The organism is Mycobacterium sp. MOTT36Y, from assembly GCF_000262165.1.
GTDB lineage: Bacteria > Actinomycetota > Actinomycetes > Mycobacteriales > Mycobacteriaceae > Mycobacterium > Mycobacterium intracellulare.
Window position 1 is genome coordinate 848872 of sequence record NC_017904.1, and the last position, 16219, is coordinate 865090.

General features: G+C 68.1%; 17 protein-coding genes, 1 pseudogene and 1 riboswitch. Of the genes and pseudogenes, 8 read left to right on the top strand and 10 right to left on the bottom strand.

Features of this window, described 5'->3' with window-relative positions:
- Positions 1-7: 7 nt before the first annotated feature.
- Positions 8-216: riboswitch (cyclic di-AMP (ydaO/yuaA leader) on the bottom strand.
- Positions 217-423: 207 nt separating this feature from the next.
- From W7S_RS04285 to W7S_RS04295, 3 genes are read right to left on the bottom strand one after another with little or no spacing between them, the layout of a single operon-like run.
- On the bottom strand, positions 424-702 hold the full coding sequence (locus W7S_RS04285; protein WP_009957587.1) for a MoaD/ThiS family protein: 279 nt from the start codon (positions 700-702) through the stop codon (positions 424-426).
- 4 nt (positions 703-706) lie between these two features.
- Positions 707-1801, bottom strand: a complete 1095-nt coding sequence (gene moaA / locus W7S_RS04290; protein WP_009957586.1) for a GTP 3',8-cyclase MoaA — start codon at positions 1799-1801, stop codon at positions 707-709.
- The gene (locus W7S_RS04295) at positions 1798-2205 is read right to left on the bottom strand and encodes a YccF domain-containing protein (protein ID WP_009957585.1); all 408 of its coding nucleotides are present in this window, start codon (positions 2203-2205) and stop codon (positions 1798-1800) included. The genes moaA and W7S_RS04295 overlap by 4 nt, the downstream gene beginning before the upstream one ends.
- Positions 2206-2370: 165 nt before the next feature.
- Here W7S_RS04295 and W7S_RS04300 point away from each other — a divergent pair, with 165 nt between their 5' ends.
- From W7S_RS04300 to W7S_RS04310, 3 genes are all read left to right on the top strand, one after another.
- Positions 2371-2778 (top strand): cold-shock protein, encoded by a 408-nt coding sequence (locus W7S_RS04300; protein WP_008253852.1) that lies wholly within the window; start codon positions 2371-2373, stop codon positions 2776-2778.
- A 97-nt stretch (positions 2779-2875) separates the two neighbouring features.
- Positions 2876-4828: an acyl-CoA dehydrogenase family protein gene (locus W7S_RS04305; RefSeq protein ID WP_014711026.1), complete on the top strand. Its 1953-nt coding sequence runs from the start codon at positions 2876-2878 to the stop codon at positions 4826-4828.
- A 15-nt stretch (positions 4829-4843) separates the two neighbouring features.
- Positions 4844-5848 (top strand): glutathione S-transferase family protein, encoded by a 1005-nt coding sequence (locus tag W7S_RS04310; RefSeq protein ID WP_041298161.1) that lies wholly within the window; start codon positions 4844-4846, stop codon positions 5846-5848.
- A 79-nt stretch (positions 5849-5927) separates the two neighbouring features.
- Here the strand turns inward: W7S_RS04310 and W7S_RS04315 are convergent, their stop codons facing one another.
- The 3 genes from W7S_RS04315 to W7S_RS04325 form a co-directional block, all read right to left on the bottom strand.
- Complete coding sequence (locus tag W7S_RS04315; protein ID WP_014379234.1) at positions 5928-6863, bottom strand: hypothetical protein; 936 nt, start codon at positions 6861-6863, stop codon at positions 5928-5930.
- Positions 6864-7127: 264 nt separating this feature from the next.
- A complete protein-coding gene (locus tag W7S_RS04320) occupies positions 7128-7604 on the bottom strand; it encodes a DUF2771 domain-containing protein (RefSeq protein WP_369751744.1) in 477 nt (158 codons plus the stop codon).
- A 20-nt stretch (positions 7605-7624) separates the two neighbouring features.
- Positions 7625-9274 carry an MFS transporter gene (locus W7S_RS04325; protein ID WP_036428514.1) on the bottom strand — a complete coding sequence of 550 codons (1650 nt, stop codon included), beginning with the start codon at positions 9272-9274 and terminating at the stop codon, positions 7625-7627.
- 130 nt (positions 9275-9404) lie between these two features.
- On the opposite strand from W7S_RS04325, the pseudogene W7S_RS04330 reads away from it, so the two are divergent.
- Positions 9405-10187 (top strand): annotated as a pseudogene (locus tag W7S_RS04330) (DUF3027 domain-containing protein); the annotation flags it as partial.
- Positions 10188-10372: 185 nt separating this feature from the next.
- On the opposite strand, the gene W7S_RS04335 reads toward W7S_RS04330, so the two are convergent.
- Together W7S_RS04335 and W7S_RS04340 are read right to left on the bottom strand one after the other, a co-directional pair.
- Positions 10373-10828 (bottom strand): SRPBCC family protein, encoded by a 456-nt coding sequence (locus tag W7S_RS04335; RefSeq protein WP_008253866.1) that lies wholly within the window; start codon positions 10826-10828, stop codon positions 10373-10375.
- A gap of 23 nt (positions 10829-10851) precedes the next feature.
- Positions 10852-11127 (bottom strand): DUF2530 domain-containing protein, encoded by a 276-nt coding sequence (locus W7S_RS04340; protein WP_008253869.1) that lies wholly within the window; start codon positions 11125-11127, stop codon positions 10852-10854.
- Between the two features lie 150 nt (positions 11128-11277).
- Between W7S_RS04340 and W7S_RS04345 the strand changes: the two genes are divergently transcribed.
- The 3 genes from W7S_RS04345 to W7S_RS04355 are packed head-to-tail and all read left to right on the top strand — an operon-like array spanning position 11278 to position 12840.
- Complete coding sequence (locus tag W7S_RS04345) at positions 11278-11709, top strand: MarR family transcriptional regulator (protein WP_008253872.1); 432 nt, start codon at positions 11278-11280, stop codon at positions 11707-11709.
- The gene (locus W7S_RS04350; protein WP_008253875.1) at positions 11706-12551 is read left to right on the top strand and encodes an RNA methyltransferase; all 846 of its coding nucleotides are present in this window, start codon (positions 11706-11708) and stop codon (positions 12549-12551) included. Before W7S_RS04345 ends, W7S_RS04350 begins: the two co-directional genes overlap by 4 nt.
- A 10-nt stretch (positions 12552-12561) precedes the next feature.
- Positions 12562-12840, top strand: coding sequence for a DUF2537 domain-containing protein (locus tag W7S_RS04355; RefSeq protein WP_008253878.1), 279 nt, complete (start codon positions 12562-12564; stop codon positions 12838-12840).
- Between the two features lie 51 nt (positions 12841-12891).
- Here W7S_RS04355 and sepH read toward each other — a convergent pair whose 3' ends face one another.
- Both sepH and serC read right to left on the bottom strand, forming a co-directional pair.
- The gene (gene sepH / locus W7S_RS04360; protein ID WP_008253881.1) at positions 12892-13662 is read right to left on the bottom strand and encodes a septation protein SepH; all 771 of its coding nucleotides are present in this window, start codon (positions 13660-13662) and stop codon (positions 12892-12894) included.
- 135 nt (positions 13663-13797) lie between these two features.
- The gene (gene serC, locus W7S_RS04365) at positions 13798-14928 is read right to left on the bottom strand and encodes a phosphoserine transaminase (protein ID WP_008253883.1); all 1131 of its coding nucleotides are present in this window, start codon (positions 14926-14928) and stop codon (positions 13798-13800) included.
- A 247-nt stretch (positions 14929-15175) separates the two neighbouring features.
- Between serC and W7S_RS04370 the strand changes: the two genes are divergently transcribed.
- Positions 15176-16201 (top strand): diiron oxygenase, encoded by a 1026-nt coding sequence (locus W7S_RS04370; protein WP_014711028.1) that lies wholly within the window; start codon positions 15176-15178, stop codon positions 16199-16201.
- The last annotated feature ends 18 nt before the right edge of the window (positions 16202-16219 follow it).

The window sequence follows — 16219 nt, forward strand, 5'->3', positions numbered from 1 at the left end:
CGATGTATTCCTCTCTCGTCACGCGCCTGCGAGGTCAGCTGTCGGGTTCGGGTTGGAGAGGCCACCCGGCCGGCGCGGCCGTCGAGGACGACGCCGGCTTCACCCCTAGGGGCCGCGAACGGCCCCAGTCCGATCACGGTGGACCGGTGGGTCCCCCGTCTCCATCCATGAGTTGGTGGCCCCCGCCTATTGGATGGAGCTCGGCGCGATAGGGAGGGGAGGTCCGCCAATCGGGATGGCTGGCGAGCCTTCGGAGACCGTAACGGTTTCTGTTGGTCTCGTCACGTGTCGCGAAACCTGGCGTTTCGCTCTCGGTCATCTGCGAAAACCGCAGCAACACACGGTGTTTGCGCAGGTCATTACACTCGAGATTGGAGCGTGACCGCGCCGTTATCGTTCCGTTATGTGAGATGTTTCACAGTTTCAGCCGCCGGAAAATGGCGGCAAGACATCGATCGTGTCACCGGATCGCAACGCGGTGGTCTCGTCGCGCACGGCGACCCCGTCGCAAAGGTACGAGCATCGGCTCAAGACGGTGGCAAGGCGTGATCCGCGCGCGGCCAGCCGCTCGACCAGCTCGCCGACCGTGGTGCCGGGGCGCACCACCAGCGTCTCGGCTTCGACGCCCGCGGCCGCCTGGGCGGCCGCGAAGTAGCGCACCGTCACTCCGATGCCGGTCTCCTGGGCGGGGGACTGCCCCATGGGGCTAGCCACCGATCGCGCTCATCGGGCGGTCGGGCTGGATGAAGTTCGGGTCGTTGATGCCGTGGCCGGCGGGCTTGCCCCACATCGCGGTGCGCCACGCCGCCTCGATCGCCTCGTCGGGTGCGCCGTTGCGCAGCAGCGCCCGAAGGTCCGTCTCTTCCTTGGCGAACAGGCAGCTGCGGATCTGGCCGTCGGCCGTCAACCGGGTGCGGTCACATGTCGAGCAAAACGCGTGCGAGACCGACGCGATGACACCCACCTTGCCGGCCGGCGTGCCGGGGCCCTCGTCGACCAGCCACAGCTCGGCGGGAGCGGATCCTCGCGGCGCCGGGTCCGGTCGCAGCCGGAAATGCGGGCGCAGCGCGGCCAGCACGTCCTCGGCGCTCAACGCCGCGTCGCGCCGCCATTGGTGCCCGGCGTCGAGCGGCATCTGCTCGATGACACGCAACTGGTAGCCGTGCTCGAGGCAGAACCGCAACAGGTCCACCACGTCCTCGCGTCCCGTCGCGGGGTCGAGCACGGCGTTCACCTTCACCGGCGCCAGGCCGGCCTCGTGGGCGGCGGCCAGCCCGGCCAGCACGTCGTCGAGCCGATCACGGCGGGTGATGGCCGCGAAATGCTGCCGATCCACGCTGTCCAGCGAGACGTTGACGCGGTCCAGGCCCGCCCGGGCGAGCCCGGCGGCCCGCCGTGCCAGCCCGACGCCGTTGGTCGTCAGGGAGATCTCGGGGCGGGGCCGTAGCCCGGCCGCCGCGGCGATCACCTCTTCGAGGTGGCGCGCCAGCAACGGCTCACCGCCGGTGAACCGGACGTTGGTGACCCCCAGCCGGGTGACCGCGATGTCCATCAGCCTGGCCAGCTCGCCGGCAGTCAGCAGCTGCTCGCCCGGCAACCAGTCCAGGCCCTCGGCGGGCATGCAGTAGGTGCAGCGCAGGTTGCAGCGATCGGTGAGCGAGATCCGCAGATCCGTGGCGACCCGCCCGTAGGTGTCCACCAGTGGGCCCGCGGACGGCGCCGTCCCAGCAACGGCACGCCCGCCGGCCGGGCCGTCAGGGCGGCTCCGCACCGTCGGGAAACCCAACGCCGTCAGGGTCATGCGGCCACCGGCGGCGCGTAATGAACCGGCGAGTCGACGGGAACGATCTCCTTGCCCAGCGGCATCAGCGACACCGGAATCAGTTTGAGATTGGCCAGCGCCAGCGGAATGCCGACGATCGTCAGCGCCATCGTCACCGCACTGACCAGATGACCGATCGCGAGCCAGAGCCCGAACAGCACCACCCAGATGATGTTTCCGATCAAGGCGCCCGACCCCGAGGTCGGCTTGTCGACGATCGTGCGGCCGAACGGCCACAGCGCGTACGAGGCGATGCGCAGCGACGCGAAGCCGAACGGGATGGTGATGATCAGCAGAAAGCTGACGAGCGCCGCGACGAGGTATCCGGCGGCCATCCATAGGCCGCCGAACAGAAGCCAGATGATGTTCAGGATCAGGCGCATATCACCTCCGCGGGTAATACCAAGCGTACCGAGTGGCCAATAACGGGGGTGCTCGTTAGGGCCGCATCCGAGTAGGATCAGACTCTTAATACGGCGTCCTGCGCAGGCGGGACGCTTATTGTGTTGCCTATTTCTATTGATCCGTAAGACAAGCAGGTGAGACCAGTGCCGACCGGCAAGGTTAAGTGGTACGACGCTGACAAGGGCTTCGGCTTCCTGTCGCAAGAGGACGGCGAAGACGTCTACGTCCGCTCGTCGGCGCTGCCCGCTGGGGTCGAGGGGCTCAAGGCGGGCCAGCGGGTGGAATTCGGTATCGCTTCGGGACGGCGCGGACCGCAGGCGTTGAGCCTCAAGCTGATTGAGCCGCCGCCCAGCCTGACCAAGGCGCGGCGCGACGCGCCCGCCGAACACAAGCACAACCCCGACGAACTGCACGGCATGGTCGAGGACATGATCACGCTGCTGGAGAGCACCGTGCAGCCCGAGCTGCGCAAGGGTCGCTACCCGGACCGCAAGACCGCGCGCCGGGTGTCCGAGGTCGTCAAGGCCGTGGCGCGGGAGCTCGACGCCTAACGCGCGAAACGCAGCCAATTCGCAGGCGACGGCTCGGTGGCGAGCCGCAGATGGGGTACTCCACACCCCATGATGGTCGTCTAGCAAGGAGGCTGCGATGGCACAGCAAGCGCAGGTCACCGAGGAACAGGCGAGAGCGCTCGCCGAGGAGTCTCGCGAAACAGGTTGGGATAAACCGTCCTTCGCGAAAGAACTATTTCTCGGTCGTTTTCCGCTGGAGCTGATACACCCGTTCCCCACCCCCGCGGAAGCCGACGAGACCCGCACCCGCGCGTTTCTCGACAGCGTGCGCGAATTCCTGGAGACCGTCGATGGCAGCGTCATCGAACGCGACGCCCAAATTCCCGACGAGTACGTGAAGGGTTTGGCCGACCTGGGCTGCTTCGGGATGAAGATTCCCACCGAATACGGCGGCCTGGGGATGTCGCAGGTCGCCTACAACCGGGCGCTGATGATGGTGACGAGCGTTCATCCCAGTCTGGGCGCACTGCTGTCGGCCCATCAATCCATCGGGGTGCCCGAGCCGCTCAAACTCGCCGGGACCCCGGAGCAGAAAGAGAAGTTTTTGCCGCGCTGCGCCGCCGGCGCCATATCGGCGTTTTTGCTGACCGAACCCGACGTCGGCTCCGATCCCGCCCGATTGGCGTCGACGGCGACCCCCATCGACGACGGGCAGGCCTACGAGCTCGACGGCGTGAAGCTGTGGACTACCAACGGCGTGGTCGCCGAACTGCTGGTGATCATGGCGCGGGTGCCGAAGAGCGAAGGGCGCCGCGGCGGCATCAGCGCCTTCGTCGTCGAGGCCGATTCGCCCGGAATCACCGTGGAGCGGCGCAACAAATTCATGGGCCTGCGCGGCATCGAAAACGGCGTGACCCGGATGCACCGCGTTCGGGTCCCGCGCGAAAACCTGATCGGCTCCGAGGGAGACGGTTTGAAGATCGCGTTGACCACGCTCAACGCCGGACGGTTGTCGATCCCCGCGAGCGCGACGGGCTCGTCGAAGTGGGCGTTGAAGATCGCGCGCGAATGGTCCGGCGAGCGTGTGCAGTGGGGCAAGCCGCTGGCCGAGCACGAAGCGGTGGCCCGCAAGCTCTCGTTCATCGCCGCGACCGTCTATGCGCTCGACGCCGTGCTCGAGCTGTCCGCGCAGATGGCCGACGAAGGGCGCAACGACATCCGGATCGAGGCGGCGCTGGCCAAGCTGTGGTCCAGCGAGATGGCCTGCGTGATCGCCGACGAGGTCATGCAGATCCGGGGCGGGCGGGGCTACGAGACCGCGGAGTCTCTGGCCGCACGCGGCGAACGCGCCGTGCCCGTCGAGCAGGCGCTGCGGGACCTGCGGATCAACCGCATCTTCGAGGGTTCCAGCGAGATCATGAGGTTGCTCATCGCGCGCGAGGCGGTCGACGCGCACCTTGCCGCGGCCGGCGACCTCGCCAAGCCCGACACGGGGTTGCGGCAGAAGGCCGCCGCGGCGGTCGGTGCGAGCGGATTCTATGCAAAGTGGTTGCCGCAGTTGGTGTTCGGTGAAGGACAGCGGCCGCGGGCCTACCACGAGTTCGGTCCGCTGGCGGCGCACCTGCGGTTCATCGAACGCTCCAGCCGCAAGCTCGCACGAAACACCTTCTATGGCATGGCGCGCTGGCAGGCCAAGCTGGAGCAGCGGCAGGGGTTCCTCGGGCGCGTCGTCGACATCGGTGCCGAGCTGTTCGCGATGTCCGCGGCGTGCGTGCACGCGGAGTCGCAACGCGCCGCCGATCCGGTGGTGGGGCAACAGGCCTACGAGCTGGCCGAGGCGTTCTGCGCCCAGGCGACCCTGCGGGTGGAGGCGCTGTTTCGCGGGTTGTGGGACAACACCGACGCAAGCGATGTGCAGCTGACGCGCAACCTGCTGCAGGGCCGGTACGGCTGGCTCGAGGCCGGGATCATCGATCAGTCCGAGGGCACCGGGCCGTGGATCGCCCACTGGGAAGAGGGTGAGTCGACCGAGGCCAATCTGGCCCGGCGGTTCTCATCCGGCGACCGTTCGGCAACGAGCCCGCGTTGAGCCACGATGGAACACATGGCTTCCTACATCGCCCAAGAAGGCGAGTTCAATCGCGACACCGACTACATCACCACCCGCATCACCGCCGATGGCCGTGACGGCTACCCGGTCGAGCCCGACCGGTACCGGCTCGTCGTGGCGCGCGCGTGCCCGTGGGCCAACCGCGCCATCATCGTCCGCCGGTTGTTGGGCCTCGAAGGCGTTCTCTCCATTGGCTTTTGCGGCCCCACCCACGACGAGCGCAGTTGGACGTTCGATCTCGATCCCGGTGGTGTGGACCCGGTCTTGAAGATCCCGCGGCTGCAGGACGCCTACTTCAAGCGGTTCCCCGATTACCCCAAGGGCATCACGGTTCCCGCGATCGTCGATGTGCCGAGTGGGGCGGTGGTCACCAACGACTTCGCGCAGATGACGTTGGACCTGTCGACGGAGTGGTCGGCCTTTCATCGCGACGGCGCGCCCGAGCTCTACCCGGAGCGGCTGCGCGCGGAGATCGACGAGGTCAACAAGCGGGTCTACACCGAAATCAACAACGGCGTATACCGGTGCGGCTTCGCCGGCTCGCAGGAGGCCTACGAGTCCGCCTACGACCGGCTGTTCGCCGCGCTGGATTGGGTGAGCGATCGGCTGGGTCGCCAGCGCTATCTGGTGGGCGACACCATCACCGAGGCCGACGTGCGGTTGTTCACCACGTTGGCCCGCTTCGACCCGGTGTATCACGGGCATTTCAAGTGCAATCGCAGCAAATTGAGCGAGATGCCGGTGCTGTGGGCTTACGCGCGCGACCTGTTCCAGACGCCGGGTTTCGGGGACACCGTCGACTTCGTCCAGATCAAGCAGCACTACTACATCGTCCACGCCGACATCAACCCGACCCGCATCGTGCCCAAGGGTCCCGACCTGTCCGGGTGGCTATCGCCGCACGGGCGAGAGAGCTTGGGCGGCAAGCCCTTCGGGGAGGGGACGCCCCCGGGTCCGCCCGTCGAAGGCGAACGGGTACCGCCCGGCCACGGTGCGTGACCCACCCCCTACCGCCGAACGTGACCCACCCTCTACCGCCGAGCGTGGCCCACCCCCTACCGCCGAGCGTGGCCCACCCCTACCGCCGAACGTGGAGTTGTGGCGGGAAATCACGGCGTTTTGGCCCAACAAGTCCACGCTCGGCGGCTGAGACCGGGCAACCCGCCGCGACCAAAGCGCCGCGGGCGCGCTCCACGACGACGTACGGCCGGTACCGCAGCATCTCGGCGCTCACCCGGATGATTGACCAGCCCTGGGCTTCGAGTTCTGCCAGGCGATCGATGTCTCGGGCCCGCTGCGCCGGGTCGGTCCAGTGATGCGCGCCGTCGAATTCCACACCGGCCTTCCATTCCTCCCAGCCCATATCGATGCGCGCCAGCACCGCGCCCCATTCGTTGAGCACTTCGATCTGGGTTTGTGGCCGCGGCAATCCGCTGCCGGCGAGTAGTAACCGGGTCCTCGTCTCGTACGGCGATTCAGCGCCCCCGTCGACCATGGTCAGAGCAGTTCGCAACTGCACCAGGCCGCGGGCGCCACGATGGCGGTCGGCCAGCAGTTCGACGTCGGCTGGCTTCAAGTCTGTTGCATGCATGAGGGCATCGAGCCGAATCACCGCTGTGGTCAAGCCCTTTCGCCTACCAAGGTCGAACGCCGTGCGCGCCGGCGTGGTCAGGCGCATCCCGTCGCGCGTGCATATTTCGTCGTCGTCCAAGGTGTCGCTGTGCACGATGATGCCCCGTGCTTTGTCGCGGCCGGCACGGTTGAGCTCGGCCGGCAGCCAGTCGTCGATCCACTTGGTGCGGTGTAGCGCCGCCGCGGATAGCCCCGCCAGCGTTGCGGTCCTTCCAGACCACAGCCAGGCGGCGACCGCTCGGGTCACCGGCGTCAACATTTGTCCACGGCGGATGTAGACGTTGCGATGAACCATCTCGAATTCGGTTCGCAATCGGTGCCGAGTAATAACTCCAGCGGCCAGTGCGTCGGTGCCTCGAAATGGCCAGTCCGGGATTTCCATGGGGACACGGTGCCGGTCGGCACCGACACGTCTGGTCGAACGTGGGGTTGTGGCGGGAATTTGCGGCGTGTCGTCGCAACAAGTCGACGCTGGGCGCGGAGGGTGGCGAGCGTTGGGCGCGAAGGGTGGCGACGCTGGGCGCGGAGGGTGTCAAACGTGGGCGCGAAGGGTGTCGAACGTTGGGCGCGGAGGGTGTCGAACGTGGGGTTGTGGCGGGAATTCGCGGCGCGTCGTCGCAACAAGTCGACGTTCGACGGAAAAGACCTAAAAGACGAGCCGCACAGACCATTCCGCGTGCGGGACATCGCGGAGCTCGCCGGCCGGGTCCAGCGCCAAAGTCAGTAACTGCACGACGATCCCGGCGAGCCGACCGCGATGCGGGTCCACCGGCGGAATGGTCACGGCGAGTCGGGTGCCCGGCCGAAAGATGGTGCTGGTGCTGTTCGTTGGATCCTCATACACCTGCACCAGGCGCCACGGCGCCCGATAGATGGCATCGGGCACCGAGAGCTGAATCGGATACCGCTCGCTGACCTGTAGCTCGCCCTGGGCCTGCGGCGTCGCACAGTCTTCGAGGTTGAGCACGTTGCAATAGAGGTAGGGCCCCACCCGGGTCAGGTGTCCATGTGAGTACGCACTGATCTCCGGGCGTTGCGGACCGGAGCGGCCCACCAGCAGCCAGGTGCCGACCCCGACGCCCACACAAAGCAGGGCCATCAGGCAGGCCAGCAACACGGACATGCCGCGGTTGATTCGGGGTTTCACTCGGCGACCACCGCCGGGCTGCCGACACGGCGACGCGCGCCCTCCTGCTCGACCATGATGGGCCTATTACCTCCCAGGCCGGGAATCAGCGAGTTGCCGCGGAAGCTGACGAGCGTCTGCGCCAGGCCCAGGATGAGCAGCGCAGTGACCGCGGTGAAACCGACCCACAGTTCGGTGTACACCAACACACCCACGGCGCCGCCGAGGACCCAGGCCAACTGCAGCGTCGACTCCGAGCGCCCGAACCCCGATGCCCGGGATTCCTCGGGCAGATCGTTCTGCAACGAGGCGTCCAGGGACGCCTTTGCGATCGCGCTGGCCCCCGACGTCACCAGCGTGGCGATCGCGGCCAGCACCAGGTTGCCGCCCACCGAGGCCGCCAATGCGACCGCGCTCACCGCCAGCGTGCAGCGCACCACCAGCACGGCGGGCCGGCCCAGTTTCAGGCGCGCGCTGGTGAAGTTGCCGACGAAGTTGCCGATGCCGGCCGCTGCGCCGATCACCCCGAGTATGGCGACCTGCGCCCACCCGCTGGCGTCATGCGCCTTGGCGACGAATGCCGGATACAAGAACAGAAACCCCACCATGACCTTGATGGTGCAGTTACCCCACAGCGAAGTAATGATGTTGCGGCCCAACGGTTGCCGAAGTGCCCCGCTGACCTCCCTGTGCCAGCTTCGGCGCAGGGGTTCGCTGTCGTGGCGGTAGCTCAAGGTGGCGGGCACCTCCCCGGCGGTCACCTCGACCCAGCGCGGAATCCGCATGGACAGCGACGCCCCGGCGACGGTGACGGCCACGACGACGAACAATGCGCCGGGCAGCTTGAACAGGTGGGTACAGACGAATTCGACGCCCCCGGCGATGGCGCCCCCGGCGATGGTGCCGCCCAGTAGACCGAACATGGTCAGCCGCGAGTTGACCCGCACCAGGTCGATGGTCGGCGGCATCACCCTGGGCGTCACCGCGCTGCGCAGCACGCTGAACGACTTCGAGAACACCATCATGGCCAGCGCGCACGGGTACAGCACCATCGACGGGTAGCTCCCGCTGGCGCCGTCGTAGTTCAGGATCAGCACCAGCGCCAACGCCGTGCGCAGGGCGAACGACGCGGCGAGCGCGACGCGGCGGCCGTGCTGCAGCCGGTCCAGCGCCGGACCGATGAGGGGCGCGATCACCGCGAACGGCGCGATGGTGATCAGCAGATACAGCGCGACGCGGCCCTTGCTCTCCCCGGTCGCCGCGGCGAAGAACAACGTGTTGGCCAGCGCGACGGCCATCGCGGCGTCGACCGCGAAGTTGGCCACCGTGGGCCACGTCAGCGCCGTCAGGCCGGACTTGTCGGCGCCGTCGGCCGTCGCCGCGCGCTGCACCATCCAATACATCCGCGAACCCATCTCGCGGCTGCGCAGCGCCGCGGCGCGGGTGACGGTGATCCGCTCGCCCGAAGACGGCCCGCGAGGGGGCGCGCTGCTGCCACGGTCCGGCTCCGTCTGCTGGCCCAGCGGGGGCAGATAGCGGTTGGCGCTCGGCATCGGCGGCGGGCGGCGCGTTCGGCGCTGCGCACCGTCGCCGGCGGGGTAGTTGGCCGCGCCCGGATGTTGTGCGGCCACGCCATTAGGGGCCCGGCGGCCTGGCTTGGAGGCCACCCGGCCCGGATCGTGTTGCCGCCGCCCAGACACTCCCCGATTCTCCCCTATGCCGGCGACATGCGTCTGCAGGTAACGGGGCGTGGCTCGTCAACCTAGTATTGGAACCGCAATGCAGACAGAAGACAACGTGACCAGACCCACCGAAGGATCCTCCGTGGCGACCGTGGACGAGTGGCCCGAAGGGCTGGCGGCGGTGCTCACGGGCGCGGCCGACCAGGCCAGGGCGGCTGTTGCGGAGTTCAGCGGACCGGAGATGGTCGGCGACTACCTGGGCGTCGGCTACGAAGACCCCAACACCGCCACCCACCGGTTCCTGGCGCACCTACCCGGCTACCAGGGGTGGCAGTGGGCCGTGGTCGTGGCCGCCTATCCCGGCGCCGATCACGCCACCGTCAGCGAGGTGGTGCTGGTCCCGGGGCCGACGGCTTTGCTGGCGCCGGAATGGGTGCCGTGGGAACACCGGGTGCGCCCCGGGGACCTCAGTCCCGGGGATTTGTTGGCGCCCGCCGCCGACGATCCCCGCCTGGTTCCCGGCTACACCGCCAGCGGCGACCCGCAGGTCGACGAGACCGCCGCCGAGATCGGGCTGGGCCGTCGCTGGGTGATGAGCGGCGAGGGCCGCGCGGCAGCGGCCGAACGCTGGCACACCGGCGATTACGGCCCCGACTCGCCGATGGCACGATCCACCAAGCGCGTTTGCCGCGACTGCGGCTTCTTCCTGCCGCTATCGGGATCCCTCGGCGCGATGTTCGGCGTGTGCGGCAACGAGCTGTCGGCCGACGGGCACATCGTCGACAAGCAGTATGGCTGCGGTGCGCACTCGGACACCCCGGCGCCCGCGGGCACCGGGTCCCCCGCGTACGAGCCCTACGACGATGGCCTGCTGGACGTCACCCAGGCGCCGGTCGAGCCGACCGCGCCGTTCGAGCCGACGGAAGAGACGACCGAGACCACGGAGGAGGCGGCCGAGCCGACGCAGGAGACGTCGGAAGCCCAGCCGGAGTCGGTGATCCGAGCGCCGGAGGCGCAGTCCGAGACCGAGACTGCCGAATCCGAGCAGCAGTCCGCACCCGAGCCCCAGAGCGAGTCGCTGGACTAGCCCTTTTCTGCGGCGGCCTTGATGCGCGCCAGCGAGGCGTTCATGCCGTCGAGCAATTCGTGTTCGAAGTTGTCGGTGCCGCCGAAGAGCGCTTTGACCGACAGGTTCGAAAACGCGGTGACACCGTTTTCGGCGTGGCGGCTCTCGATCACCCGGGTGCCCTCGCCGGCCGGTTCGAGCTCATAGCTCCAGATTGTGTTGTTGGTGTCGACGCGGAACGCGAGTTTGCGGTCCGGGACGATCTCGACCACCGTGCAGGTGGTCGGCCAGAACATCCGGTTGCGGCGGTTGAGGTTCAGGGTGCGCGTGCCCTGACGCAGCGGGCCGAACGGCTTCATCCAGCGGCACTGCGGACTCCACTCCGGCATTCGCCGAAGGTCGGAAATCAATTCCCACACTTTGGCAACCGGTGCGTTGATGTCGACGTGCGCTTGCAATAGCGGGGCTACCATCGCTCCTCCAATGGGTCAGCGAATCATTTTTCGTCGAGGTAGTTTTCGAGTCCGGCCTGGGCGCCGCGGGCGCCGCGGCGTGCCGCCGCGAGTTGGAGCAGGAAAATGGTCGTACCGAGCAGCCCCACGCCCAGACCGGCCAGCGTCACCGGGCGCCAGCTCGTCAGGGCGGGCACCAGGAACGCCGCGGCCGCCGCGGCGACCCAACCCAGCGCCCCGAGCGCGATGAACGCCCACGCGTGCACCAGTACCGCCGGCAGCGGCGGCGGTGCGCGGTGGTGATCAGGTTCGGCGGACATCGCGAATAACATAGCCCGCCGCCGGTCCCCGCCGGGCGCTCACCTACTTGCCGAAACTAAGCGCTTCGATGAAATTCCGCGGCATTTGGCGGAACGAATCAAGAGCCGGTTGGTGTCCCGGTTTCTCAGGCTTGCGTGTAACCTCGCGCCATGCCTGACAGCGATGCGCGGCTCGCCAGCGACCTGTCACTGGCTGTCATGCGGCTGGCCCGCCAGCTGCGGTTCCGCAACCCGTCGTCGCCGGTGTCACTGTCGCAGCTGTCGGCGCTGGCGATGCTGGCCAACGAAGGTCCGATGACGCCGGGCGCCCTGGCGATTCGCGAACGGGTTCGGCCGCCGTCGATGACGCGGGTGATCGCGTCGCTGGCCGAGATGGGTTTGGTGGACCGCGTGCCGCATCCCGTCGACGGCCGGCAGGTGCTCGTCTCGGTGTCCGAATCCGGGGCCGAGTTGGTCAAGGCCAATCGTCGCGCCCGTCAGGAATGGCTGGCCAAGCGGCTGTCGACGCTGGACACCGAGCAGCGCGACATCCTGCGCAGCGCCGCCGATTTGATGTTGGCGCTGGTCGACGAAAGCCCGTGAGCGCCGATGCCGGCAACGTCCAGGACGTCGAGGATCCCGATGACCCGAGGCTCGACGACTTCCGGGACCTGAACAGTGTCGATCGCCGTCCCGACCTGCCGTCGGGCAAGGGGCTGGTGATCGCCGAAGGCGTGCTGGTGGTTCAGCGCATGCTCGCGTCCCGGTTCCACCCGCATGCCCTGCTCGGCACCGACCGCCGGCTCACCGAGCTCAAAGACGACCTCGCCGGCAGCGCCGTCCCCTTCTACCGGACGTCCGCCGACGTCATGGCGCGCGTGGTCGGCTTCCACCTCAATCGCGGCGTGCTGGCGGCCGCCCGGCGGGTGGGGGAGCCCAGCGTGGCCGAGGTGATCGCCGGCGCCCGCACCGTCGCCGTGCTCGAAGGGGTCAACGATCACGAGAACCTGGGCTCGATTTTCCGCAACGCGGCCGGGCTCGGCGTCGACGCCGTGGTATTCGGCAGTGGGTGCGCCGACCCGTTGTACCGCCGCGCCGTCCGGGTGTCGATGGGACACGCGCTGCTGGTGCCGTATGCGCGCGCAACCTGTTGGCCGGCCGAGCTGATGACGTTGAAGGAGAACGGGTTTCGGCTGCTGGCTATGACCCCGCACGAGTCGGCGTGCCCGCTGGCCGAGGCGATCACGGCCGCGCGGGGCGAACGCGTCGCGGTGCTGGTGGGCGCCGAGGGACCCGGGCTGACGCCGGCCACCTTGCGGTGCAGCGATGTGCGGGTGCGCGTTCCGATGTCGCGCGGAACCGACTCGCTCAACGTCGCGACCGCGGCTGCACTGGCGTTCTACGAGCGCTCGGTGACGAGAGGCGGCGATGAACGGTCAGGCTAGGCTTCGGCTGATGAAGGACGAGTCCGTGCCCTGGGCAACGGGTTTGACGGTGGCCGCGTTCGTCGCGGCGGTCACCGCCGCGGCGATCGTCGTGCTCACTCTGGGCTTGGTTCGCGTGCACCTGCTGCTGGCCGTCGGGCTCAACATCGTGGCCGCGGGGGGACTGGCGCCGACCCTGTGGGGGTGGCGGCGCACCCCGGTCCTGCGCTGGTTCGTGCTCGGCGCCGGAGTCGGCGTGACGGGAGCGTGGGTCGCGCTTCTCGCCCTGGCGGCCGCGGGCCGCGCCTAGTGGTGATCGCGAGCGCGGCGCAGCCGGGCGAAGCGGGCCGCGCCTAGCGGGCTAGCGCTGCCCTCCCGAGCGCACGCCGAGCAGCACGTCCTCCCACGCCGGGATGACCGGCTTGCCCCGGCGCGTGTGCACGGGTTTTTCTTCCGGCTCCGGGGCCGGCTCCTGCGCGACGGGCATCTTCGCGGGCTCTTCGAAGTCGACGTGGGCCACCCGCGCCACCGGCCGCAGCGGACGCTCGAAGGTCGGGTCGATCAACGCGCTGGCCGCGTCGTCGATGGCGGTGACGGTCCCGCCGTGGGCGCCGGGCGTGAAGCAGAAATGCGCGAGGTTGTCCGAACGGCCGACCTTCCACGCGAGCTGGACCGTCCACCGGTTGTCTTCGTTGCGCCAGGCGTCCCAGCTGAGTTTGTCGTGATCGAGGCCCCGCGTCACCAAGGCGGTGCTGACGGTCTCCAGCAGGGTCAGCACGGCGGGACCGTCGGCCAGCATGGGATGGGCGGCGGTTGCCAGCTCCGCGGCCCGGAACCGTTCCAACAGCACCGGGTGGGCAAAGCGGCGGATCCGCGACACGTCCGACCCCGACGCCGCGGCGACCTGCTCGACGGACGCGCCGGCGCGGATCTTGGCCTGAATTTCTTTGGGGCTGAGCATGTTGGTGACTTCGATCTCGAGCTGCGGCTGCTCGGGGTGCTGGGCCGCATCGCGCAGAACGGCCCGCAGGCGGTCGTCGGCCGCCAGCTTGAACTGCTCCGCGGGATCATCGCTCTCGCAGATGACATATTTGCTGTCGGCATCGAGCCCAACCACTTTGAGTTCCCGCATGGCTATCTCCTCGCAGGCTCCGTGCAGATCAGCGACGGACCCGTCACGGCGCACTTTAGTCCAGCAACCGCCCATCATCTGTGCTGACACGCTGGGCGGCGGCGCGCCGATTACCGGCTGTTCAAGGGCGCGCGACTAGAGCCGCTCAACGACCCAGTCGACGCACTCGGTGAGGGCGCTGACGTCGTCGGGATCCACGGCCGGGAACATCCCGACCCGCAGCTGGTTGCGGCCGAGCTTGCGGTAGGGCTCGGTGTCGACGATGCCGTTTGCCCGCAGGACCTTCGCCACGGCCGCGGCGTCGACGTCGTCGGCGAAGTCGATGGTGCCCACCACCTGCGAGCGCAGCTTCGGGTCGCTGACGAACGGGGTGGTGTAGGGCCGCTCCTGTGCCCACGAGTACAGCCGTCCCGAGGAGTCCGCCGTGCGCTTGACGGCCCAGTCCAGCCCGCCGTTGCCCAGCATCCAGTCGACCTGCTCGGCCATCAGCGCCAGGGTGCCGACCGCGGGGGTGTTGTAGGTCTGGTCCTTCAGGCTGTTCTCCACCGCGATGGGCAGCGACAGGAAGTCGGGCACCCAGCGGCCCGAAGCGGCGACGGACTCGACGCGGGCCAGCGCGGCGGGGCTCATGACGGCCAGCCACAGCCCGCCGTCGCTGGCGAAGTTCTTCTGCGGCGAAAAGTAGTAGGCGTCGGTCTCGGCGATGTCGACGGGCAGGCCGCCGGCCCCGGACGTCGCGTCGATGACGACCAGCGCGTCACCGGAGTCGGTGGGTCGGCGCACGGGCACCGCGACCCCGGTCGAGGTCTCGTTGTGGGCCCACGCGATCACGTCCACCGACGGATCGCTCTGGGGTTCGGGGGCGCTGCCCGAATCCGACTTGATGACGACGGGGTCGCCGACGAAGGGGTTCTTGGCCACCGCGGAGGCGAACTTCGAGCTGAATTCCCCATAGGACAAGTGCAGCGAGCGCTTGTCGATCAGGCCGAACGCCGCGGCGTCCCAGAACGCCGTCGCCCCCCCGTTGCCCAGAATGACCTCGTAGCCGTCCGGCACCGAGAACAGCTGAGCGAGCCCCCACCGCAGTCGGCCCACCAGATTCTTGACCGGCGCCTGCCGGTGCGAGGTCCCGAACAGCGGCGCCGCCGTCGTGGTCAGCGCCTGCAGTTGCTCGGGCCGGACCTTGGACGGGCCGCACCCGAAGCGGCCGTCGCGGGGCTTGATGGCGTCGGGAATTTGAAGGGAATCTGCGAGCTGGTCAGCCATGCTCATCAGGGTAGTGAGCCACCCTGGCGGGCCGTTGCGGCGGGCCGACCGTCGGACCGGGCCGTCAACGCAAAACGCCTGCTCGGGGGGCCTCCGACGTTTCCTCCGTTGTGATCCAGGGCATACGAATTCGATGACCACTGGTCAGGTCACAGTGCCTCGGACGGGTCTAGGAAATATCCGGTACCTCCGGTACTGTCTGGACATAGCACGTCCAAATGTAAACCTCATTGAGGAGGCCTAGGTTATGGCTAGGACGCGATTGGTCCGGCGTTGGCGCCGCAACATGGAAGTGCGCGACGACGTTGACTACGTCAACATGCTTGCCACACTGTCCGAGGGGTCGGTGCGGCGCAACTTCAACCCGTACACCGACATCGATTGGGACTCACCGGAATTCGCTGTCACCGAGAACGACCCTCGGTGGATCCTGCCGGAGACCGACCCGCTGGGCCGTCATCCCTGGTACTTGGCGCAGTCCGACGAGCGCAAGATCAAGATCGGGATGTGGCGACAGGCCAACGTGGCCAAGGTGGGACTGCACTTCGAATCCATCCTGATCCGCGGCCTGATGAACTACACGTTCTGGGTGCCCAACGGCTCGCCCGAATACCGGTACTGCCTGCACGAGTCGGTCGAAGAATGCAACCACACCATGATGTTCCAGGAGATGGTGAACCGGATAGGCGCCGACGTCCCGGGCATGCCGCGGATGCTCAAGTGGCTGTCGCCGTTGGTTCCGCTGGTGGCGGGGCCGCTGCCGGTGGCGTTCTTCATCGGCGTGCTCGCCGGCGAGGAGCCCATCGACCACACACAGAAAAATGTGCTGCGCGAAGGCAAGTCCCTGCACCCGATCATGGAACGGGTGATGGCGATCCACGTCGCCGAGGAAGCGCGCCACATCTCGTTCGCCCACGAGTTCCTGCGCAAGCGGGTGCCGGAATTGACCAAGAGGCAGCGGTTCTGGACCGCGTTGTACCTGCCGCTGACCATGAAGGTGCTCTGCCGCGCGATTGTGGTGCCGCCCAAGGCTTTCTGGCAGGAGTTCGACATCCCGCGCGAGGTCAAGAAGGAACTGTTCTTCCGGTCGCCGGAATCGCGTAAGTGGCTCAGCGACATGTTCGGTGACGTGCGAATGCTGGCCTATGACACCGGCCTGATGGAGACGCGCTCGGCGCGGCTGATGTGGCGGTTGTGCAAGATCAACGGCAAGCCGTCGCGCTACCGCAGCGAGCCGCAGCGCCAGCACCTGGCCTCGGTCCCGGCCGCGTAACGAGTCCGGTCTGTAGGT

Excerpts from the sequence above, each read along its gene's own strand:
- W7S_RS04285 (WP_009957587.1), bottom strand. The coding sequence starts at position 702 with ATGGGGCAGTCCCCCGCCCAGGAGACCGGCATCGGAGTGACGGTGCGC.
- moaA (WP_009957586.1), bottom strand. The coding sequence starts at position 1,801 with ATGACCCTGACGGCGTTGGGTTTCCCGACGGTGCGGAGCCGCCCTGAC.
- W7S_RS04295 (WP_009957585.1), bottom strand. The coding sequence starts at position 2,205 with ATGCGCCTGATCCTGAACATCATCTGGCTTCTGTTCGGCGGCCTATGG.
- W7S_RS04305 (WP_014711026.1), top strand. The coding sequence starts at position 2,876 with ATGGCACAGCAAGCGCAGGTCACCGAGGAACAGGCGAGAGCGCTCGCC.
- W7S_RS04310 (WP_041298161.1), top strand. The coding sequence starts at position 4,844 with ATGGCTTCCTACATCGCCCAAGAAGGCGAGTTCAATCGCGACACCGAC.
- W7S_RS04315 (WP_014379234.1), bottom strand. The coding sequence starts at position 6,863 with ATGGAAATCCCGGACTGGCCATTTCGAGGCACCGACGCACTGGCCGCT.
- W7S_RS04320 (WP_369751744.1), bottom strand. The coding sequence starts at position 7,604 with ATGTCCGTGTTGCTGGCCTGCCTGATGGCCCTGCTTTGTGTGGGCGTC.
- W7S_RS04335 (WP_008253866.1), bottom strand. The coding sequence starts at position 10,828 with ATGGTAGCCCCGCTATTGCAAGCGCACGTCGACATCAACGCACCGGTT.
- W7S_RS04340 (WP_008253869.1), bottom strand. The coding sequence starts at position 11,127 with ATGTCCGCCGAACCTGATCACCACCGCGCACCGCCGCCGCTGCCGGCG.
- W7S_RS04345 (WP_008253872.1), top strand. The coding sequence starts at position 11,278 with ATGCCTGACAGCGATGCGCGGCTCGCCAGCGACCTGTCACTGGCTGTC.
- W7S_RS04355 (WP_008253878.1), top strand. The coding sequence starts at position 12,562 with ATGAAGGACGAGTCCGTGCCCTGGGCAACGGGTTTGACGGTGGCCGCG.
- sepH (WP_008253881.1), bottom strand. The coding sequence starts at position 13,662 with ATGCGGGAACTCAAAGTGGTTGGGCTCGATGCCGACAGCAAATATGTC.
- serC (WP_008253883.1), bottom strand. The coding sequence starts at position 14,928 with ATGGCTGACCAGCTCGCAGATTCCCTTCAAATTCCCGACGCCATCAAG.
- W7S_RS04370 (WP_014711028.1), top strand. The coding sequence starts at position 15,176 with ATGGCTAGGACGCGATTGGTCCGGCGTTGGCGCCGCAACATGGAAGTG.